6 protein-coding genes and 1 pseudogene are annotated in these 6,636 nt (G+C 70.9%); 1 reads left to right on the forward strand and 6 read right to left on the reverse strand.

Going from position 1 to position 6,636, the window contains the following annotated elements:
* Positions 1–26: 26 nt before the first annotated feature.
* Positions 27–290: a hypothetical protein gene (locus ACZ4V1_RS31185; protein WP_219188917.1), complete on the forward strand. Its 264-nt coding sequence runs from the start codon at positions 27–29 to the stop codon at positions 288–290.
* 75 nt (positions 291–365) lie between these two features.
* Here ACZ4V1_RS31185 and ACZ4V1_RS31190 read toward each other — a convergent pair whose 3' ends face one another.
* From ACZ4V1_RS31190 to ACZ4V1_RS31215, 6 genes and pseudogenes are all read right to left on the reverse strand, one after another.
* On the reverse strand, positions 366–2,300 hold the full coding sequence (locus tag ACZ4V1_RS31190) for a multicopper oxidase family protein (RefSeq protein ID WP_468342878.1): 1,935 nt from the start codon (positions 2,298–2,300) through the stop codon (positions 366–368).
* A gap of 72 nt (positions 2,301–2,372) precedes the next feature.
* Entirely contained in the window at positions 2,373–4,151 is a 1,779-nt protein-coding gene (locus ACZ4V1_RS31195; protein WP_468342881.1) for an ABC transporter ATP-binding protein, read from the reverse strand.
* Positions 4,152–4,212: 61 nt separating this feature from the next.
* The gene (locus tag ACZ4V1_RS31200; protein WP_468342884.1) at positions 4,213–4,440 is read right to left on the reverse strand and encodes a hypothetical protein; all 228 of its coding nucleotides are present in this window, start codon (positions 4,438–4,440) and stop codon (positions 4,213–4,215) included.
* 186 nt (positions 4,441–4,626) lie between these two features.
* Positions 4,627–5,523, reverse strand: coding sequence for an ABC transporter permease (locus ACZ4V1_RS31205; RefSeq protein WP_468342887.1), 897 nt, complete (start codon positions 5,521–5,523; stop codon positions 4,627–4,629).
* Positions 5,510–6,385, reverse strand: a complete 876-nt coding sequence (locus ACZ4V1_RS31210) for an ABC transporter ATP-binding protein (RefSeq protein WP_468342890.1) — start codon at positions 6,383–6,385, stop codon at positions 5,510–5,512. The genes ACZ4V1_RS31205 and ACZ4V1_RS31210 overlap by 14 nt, the downstream gene beginning before the upstream one ends.
* A gap of 36 nt (positions 6,386–6,421) precedes the next feature.
* A pseudogene (locus ACZ4V1_RS31215) lies at positions 6,422–6,636 on the reverse strand (sulfate ABC transporter substrate-binding protein); the annotation flags it as partial.

The following is a 6,636-nucleotide window of genomic DNA, read 5'->3' on the forward strand; positions in this document are numbered from 1 at the left end:
AAACGGATACCGAAAGTCGGTGGCACATGAACAATCTGATCTACGAAGCCCGGATGGCTCTCCGTGACGTCATGGAAGTGAACATCTACAGCCAGGGAAACGACAAGGTCTACCTGACGGTTTTCCCGGAGCTGGTCTGGGAGGGCACCGAGAAGACGCAGCCGGAAAAGGTCGTCCGGAACGTCATCGGCCGTCTCCACGACATGTCCCTGGACGTCGCGGGCGGCGAGGGCGCCGTCCGGACCCTCCTGGACGCCAATCCCGTGGAGATCGTCCGCAAGGCCGCCTGACCGCACTGCCGCAGACCCTCGCAGCTCTGCCCCGCCGAGTGCCCGCGCCGTCCACCGCCGCGGGCACTCGGCGTGTCAGTGGTGGCCGCCCGCTTGCCGGTGGGCGGCCGGGCCGACCACCAGCGGGCGCACCATGTGCTGTTCGTGCTCCAGCATGTGGCAGTGGTGCACGCCCCTGCCGACGACGGGAAACCGCACCGCCACGGTGACCAGCTCACCCGGTGTCCCGTTCGGTCCGGGGGTGATCCGGCCGGCCGTGCCCACCCGGACGGTGTCCTTCTCCCCGAGCTCGTGCGCCTCCAGTTCCGCCGCCCCCAGGAACGACACCGGCCTGGCGGAGCCCCTCACGACCCGGTCGAAGCCGGTCACGTCGTAGTTCTCCCGGGACAGCACGTGGAAGTGGGCCAGGTGGATGTGCATGGGATGGGGCGAGGCGGCGAGGTTGAGGTACTTCCAGATCTCCACGCCGTGGTGCGCCACGGTGAACGCGTTGCCGTCGTCGTAGTGCATGGCCGTCCTGCGCAGCGTCGTCACCTTGCCCTCGGCGTCCTTGACCTGGACGATCCCGGCGGACGGCAACGTGATCCCCTCCGCGTCGGACTCCGCCGTCTCCTCCATCTCCCACAGCTCGGGCACGTTGGCCGATCCCGGCCCGACCAGTACCACCCACCGGGGGCGTCCGCCGTGCGGCAGGTCGTGGTGCGTGGGCCGCTCGAAGGTGGGCGAGAGGGTCCGGGGCAGAGCGAACCGCCCGGCGGACCCCCGGCCGGCGACGCGGAACTGCATCACGTCGGGTTCCAGCAGGTCGTGGCGGGTGCTGGAGTCGCCGGGGGCCACGCCCTCCATCGTGTTGACCAGCTTGACGGACCGGCCGCGGAACGCGCTGAAGTCGACCAGCACGTCGGCGCGCTCCCCAGGGGAGAGGTTGAGCGCCCCCTCGACCGGCAGCGGCCTGTCGATCAGCCCCTGGTCGGTGCCGATCACCTGGAAGGCCCCGGGGACGGGCCGGCCGTCGGCCAGCAGCATCAGCCGGTAGATCCGGGAGTTGGCCGTGTTGACGATCCGGAACCGGTACCAGCGCGGCTGGACGTCGAGATAGGGCCAGACCACGCCGTTGACCAGCGTGTAGGGAGCGGCGTGGGCGCGCATGAGCTTGGTGCCGACCATCTCCACCTTGTGGACCAGACGTCCGGTGAGGGCCTCGGAGCCGTCCAGAGCGAAGTTGCGGTCGCTGAGCACCAGCGGCACCTCGTGCCTGCCGCTGGGCAGGTCCAGGGCCCGTTCCTCGGCGTTGCGGGAGATGAACAGGCCCGCCAGGCCGGCGTACACGCTGAAGCGGCTCACGTGGTGGGTGTGGTCGTGGTACCAGAGGGTCGTAGCGGCCTGGTCGTTCGGGTACGCCGACAGCTGCACCTCGCCCGGAGCGACGAGGTTCTCCATCCAGCCGTCGTTGCCGCCGCCGGTCAGCATCCCGTGCAGGTGCACGGCGGCCCACGGCTCCAGGCCGGCCACCGCGGCCACCTCCTGGCAGCCCCGCGTGCCGGGGTAGTTGGACAGCGGGTCCGGCATGGGGCCGCCGGGCTGCCCGAACTCCACGGCGGTGACCGGGATGTTCCCCGTCAGACCGTTCTCCCAGGTGACGCGCAGCCGGCGGCCGCGGACCGTCTCGATCGTCGGGCCCGGGTGGCTCCCCTCGTACGTCCACATCCGCACCGCGGGCAGCTCCGAGTGCACGGTGACGTCGGCGGTGCGCATGCGCACGGTCAGCTCGTCGTGCCCGCCGCGGTCGCGCGGCCGCAGCACCGGCGGCGTACGCAGCGGATCCTTGAACTTGGTCAGCAGCAGTCCGTCCGCCGACGGCTCGGGACCGCCGGGCGACGCCGGGCCGGGCGCGGCGAAGACGGAGGACGACGACACGAGCGCCCCCAGGCCGGCGACGGCGCTGCCCCGTAGCAGGGTGCGCCGGGCGACTGAGGGCGGGTCCGGTATTTCGGCAGACGCGGTCTCCATTCGCCGGATCGTAGGCAATGCCCCCTCCAGAACCGCTCGAGGTCCGCTGCACGGCCTTCGACCGGCACCGGCCTACACGACGGCCATCTCGCCGTCCCGGCGCACCAGCATGGCGTAGTGACCGCCGAGGGCGAGCAGCTCGTCGTGGGTGCCGCGCTCGGCGACGCGGCCCCGCTCCAGGACGAGGATCTCGTCGGCGTCGCGCACGGTCGACAGCCGGTGCGCGACCGTGATGGTGGTGCGGCCGGCGCTCGCCGCGTCGATGGCCTGCTGGACGGCCCGCTCCGTCTGGGTGTCCAGCGCGCTGGTGGCCTCGTCGAGCACCAGCACGGGCGGGTCGCGCAGGATGGCGCGGGCGATGGCCAGACGCTGCTTCTCCCCGCCGGAGAAGCGGTACCCGCGCTCGCCCACCACCGTGTCGTAGCCGTCCGGCAGGGACATCAGGTAGTCGTGGATGTGCGCCACCCGCGCCGCGGCGACCAGTTCCTCGTCACTCGCGTCGGGTTTGGCGAACCTGAGGTTGTCGGCGACCGAGGCGTGGAAGAGGTACGTCTCCTGGGAGACGACGCCGACGGCGGCGGCGAGCGTGTCGAACGACAGGTCGCGCACGTCGACGCCGTCGATCGTGACGCTGCCGGACGTCGCGTCGTACAGACGCGGGATGAGGTAGCTCAGGGTCGTCTTGCCCGAGCCGGTCTCCCCGACGACGGCGAGGTTGCGCCCGGCGCGAACCGTCACGTCGACGCCGTCCAGCGTCGGCCGCTCGGCGCCCGTGTAGCGGAAACCGACCCCGCGCAGCCGCACCTCGCCCCGCAGGCTCGTCGGCACCACCGGGTGCTCGGGCTCGGCGACGTCCACGGGCAGGTCGAGGTACTCGAAGATGCGCCCGAACAGTTCCAGGGAACTCTGGATGTCCAGACCGATGGTCAGCAGCCGCTGCGCCGGCCGGAACAGGATCTGCTGGAGCGTGGCGAAGGCGACCAGCGCGCCGATGGAGATGGACATCTGGCCGCCGCTGCCGGTCAGACCCGCCACCCAGTAGATCACCGCGGGCATGGCCGCCATGACGATCCAGATCGTGGACTGGTACCACAGGCCCGCCGTGCTGGCGCGCACCTCGATGTCGGTGAGCTTGCGGGACTGTCCCGCGAAGGCGTCGCTCAGCGAGCGCGAACGGCCCATGGTGTGCCCGAGCATGATGCCGCTGACCGACAGCGACTCCTGGACGTTCGACGAGAGGTCGGCGAACTGGCGCTGCCGGGCACGGGTGAGGCCGCGCAACTCGTCTCCGACATGGCGGCTGACCCAGACGAAGCCGGGCAGGACGAACAGCGACGCGAGCGTGAGCCGCCAGTCGAGCAGGGCCATCGCGGTGACCGTGGTGAGGACGGTGGTCACGTCCGACACCAGCGCCGTCGCGGTGGTCGTCACGGTCACCTGCATCCCGCCGATGTCGTTGGCGATCCGCGACTGGACCTCACCGGTGCGGGTCCGGGTGAAGAAGGCAAGCGACATGCGCTGGAGATGGGAGTAGACGGCGGTGCGCAGATCGTGCATGACGAGCTGGCCGACCTTGGCGGACAGGTAGGTCTGCCACACGTTGAACGAGCTGTTGGCGACCGCGACGACGACCATGCCCAGGGCCAGCAGGGACAGCAGTCCCGTCCTGCCCTGCGGCAGCGCCACGTCGATGATCTCGCGGATCAGGAAGGGGTTGACGAGGGAGACCAGCGAAGAGGCCGCGACCAGCGACGCGACGAACAGCAGGCTCTTGCGGTACGGACGGAACAGCTTGAGTATGCGCCGCTTCTGCACGGGAACGTGAGCAGTGGCCGGCCCGGTGCTGGTCACCCTGGTCTCCTTGTCTTCGGGCGGGAACGTGCGCAGGCCGCAGAACGGCTGCGGCCGCCTCTCACAGGTGCTTGGCCGTGGTCGTCCACCGGGCGAACTCCTCCTCCGACAGCGGAGGCAGGCACGGCTGCTCGGCGGGCGGCATCGCGTACCCCGACCAGGGGTGGGGCGGACGCGCTCCGAACCATCCGAACCCCATCCACACGAGGCCCTCGCCGAAACAGCTGCCGATGGTTCGCATGGCGGATGCGTGCCGTGCCCGCATGACGGTCTCCGTTTCGCCGGTCAACCATTCACCGCCACCTTGATAGACGCATCTCAAGGACCAGCAGGTGATCCGTCGAGTCCCGCTGGAGGACGTGCCGGGCCCCGCCGGAGGCGGGCGGACGGCCCGGACGCTCGGCGGGCGGAGGGCGCCGCCGGCCACGGGCGGCGACGAACAGGACGGAGCGGATCGCACGGTGCATGGTGGTCGTCAGCTCCTCACCAGGAGGCCGCGGCTGCGCAGGATCGCGCGTTCGAGCGGGCTGAAGACGAGCAGGTCGATGGCGATGCCGACGGTCAGGATGAGGAGGATGGCCTCGAAGACCATGGCCATGTCGCTGGCGTTGCGGCCGTTCTCCAGGAGCTGGCCGAGGCCGACGCCGAGGTCGGGGAAGGAGGCGATGATCTCGGTGGCCATCAGGGAGCGCCAGGCGAACGCCCAGCCCTGTTTGAGGCCCGCGACGTAGCCGGGCAGTGCGGCGGGCAGGACGACGTGGCGGGTGCCTTGGAGTCCGGTGGCGCCGAGGGTGCGACCGGCGCGGAGGAAGATCGGGGGGATCTGGTCGACCCCGGAGACGAGGCCGTTGGCGATGGAGGGGACGGCGCCGAGCAGGATGACGGCGTACATCATCGAGTTGTTCAGGCCGAGCCAGATCACGGCCGGCGGTACCCACGCCACCGACGGCAGCGACTGGAGGCCGGACAGGATCGGGCCGATCGCCGCGCGCACGAGCTTGACGCGGGCGACCAGCAGTCCCAGCGGCGTGCCGATCAGCAGCGCCAGCAGGAAGCCGGACAGTCCGCGCGAGACGCTGGTCCAGATGTAGCCGAGGAGTTCGCCCTGGAGCCAGGCCTGCCGGGCCACCTCCCACACGTCGGCCGGGGCGGGCAGCTTGGTGGGGTCGTCGACGATTCCGAAGGTGACCAGTCCTTGCCACAGCGCCAGTACGAGGAGTACGGCGACGGCCGGGGGCAGCATTTTGTGTGTGAGGGTCCGGCGGAGGGGCGTCCGGCTCCTGTGCTGGGTTTCCAGTGCGTCCAGGCCCGCTTCGAGGCCGGCGAGGTCGCCGGTGTCCTGGGCGGGGCGGGTGGTGTCAGTGCTGGCCATGGCGGCGGATCTCTCCCCGGAGCTCTTCGGTGATCTCGACGGACAGTTCCGCCACGGCGGTGTCCTCGATGCGGCGCGGCTGCGGGATGCCGACGGTCCACTCGCGGGCGATGCGTCCGGGGCGGGAGGAGAGCAGTACGACGCGTTCGGCGAGGCGGACGGCCTCGCGGACGTTGTGGGTGACGAAGAGGACGGAGAGTTGCGTCTCGCGCCAGATCCGGGTCAGTTCCTCGTGCAGTACGTCGCGGGTGATGGCGTCGAGTGCCGCGAAGGGCTCGTCCATCAGCAGCAGGCTGCTCTCCTGGGCGAGCGCCCGGGCCATCGCGACCCGCTGGCGCATGCCGCCGGACAGCTCGTGCACCCGCTTGCCGTACGCGCCCTTCAGCCGGACGAGCTCGAGCAGTTCCGCCGCCTTGTCGCGGCGTTCGGACTTGGGTACGCCGCGCAGTCTGAGGGCGAGTTCGATGTTCTTGCCCGCGGTCAGCCAGGGGAAGAGGGCGTGTTCCTGGAACATCAGGGCGGGCCGGCCGTCGGTGGTGATCGTGCCGGTGCTGGGTTCGTCGAGTCCGGCGACCAGGTTGAGCAGGGTGGACTTGCCGCAGCCGGAGGCCCCCAGGAGGGTGACGAACTCGCCGGGTGCGACATCGAGGCTGATGTCGTCCAGCACGAGCTGCTCCCCGGCGGGGCCCGCGAACGACTTGGAGACGTGCTCGATCCGGGCGGCACGCGCAGCCGGCTCCGCGGTCCTGCCGGGAGCGATGGCCCCGGCGGCCCCGGCGGCCCCGGCGGTCTCGCCGGCCCCGGCGATCCGGGCGTCCTCGGCGATCCGGGTGTCCTCGGCGATGGGCGTGGTCGTGGCCATGGTCGAACCTCCTGGTCCCTGGGTCGTGGTCCGGGCTTACTGGACGCCGAGTCCGGCGTCGTCGACGGCGGGTTCGCCCTTGGCCTTGAGGACCTTGTTGAGCAGCGTGAGGTCGTAGATGCCCTTGAGGTCGGGCTGTTCCAGCAGACCCGCGTCGACGGCGTGGTGCGCCTGGGCGTCGAGGGTGGCGGCCAGCGGGTCGTCGGTGAGCCGGATCGATTTCCACGCCGGGTCCAGGACGTCGGCGGGCA

The organism is Streptomyces sp. NPDC028991 (assembly GCF_055564775.1).

Coding starts and splice junctions, on each gene's coding strand:
- ACZ4V1_RS31210 (WP_468342890.1), bottom strand. CDS start 6,385: ATGGCCACGACCACGCCCATCGCCGAGGACACCCGGATCGCCGAGGAC.
- ACZ4V1_RS31185 (WP_219188917.1), top strand. CDS start 27: ATGAACAATCTGATCTACGAAGCCCGGATGGCTCTCCGTGACGTCATG.
- ACZ4V1_RS31205 (WP_468342887.1), bottom strand. CDS start 5,523: ATGGCCAGCACTGACACCACCCGCCCCGCCCAGGACACCGGCGACCTC.
- ACZ4V1_RS31190 (WP_468342878.1), bottom strand. CDS start 2,300: ATGGAGACCGCGTCTGCCGAAATACCGGACCCGCCCTCAGTCGCCCGG.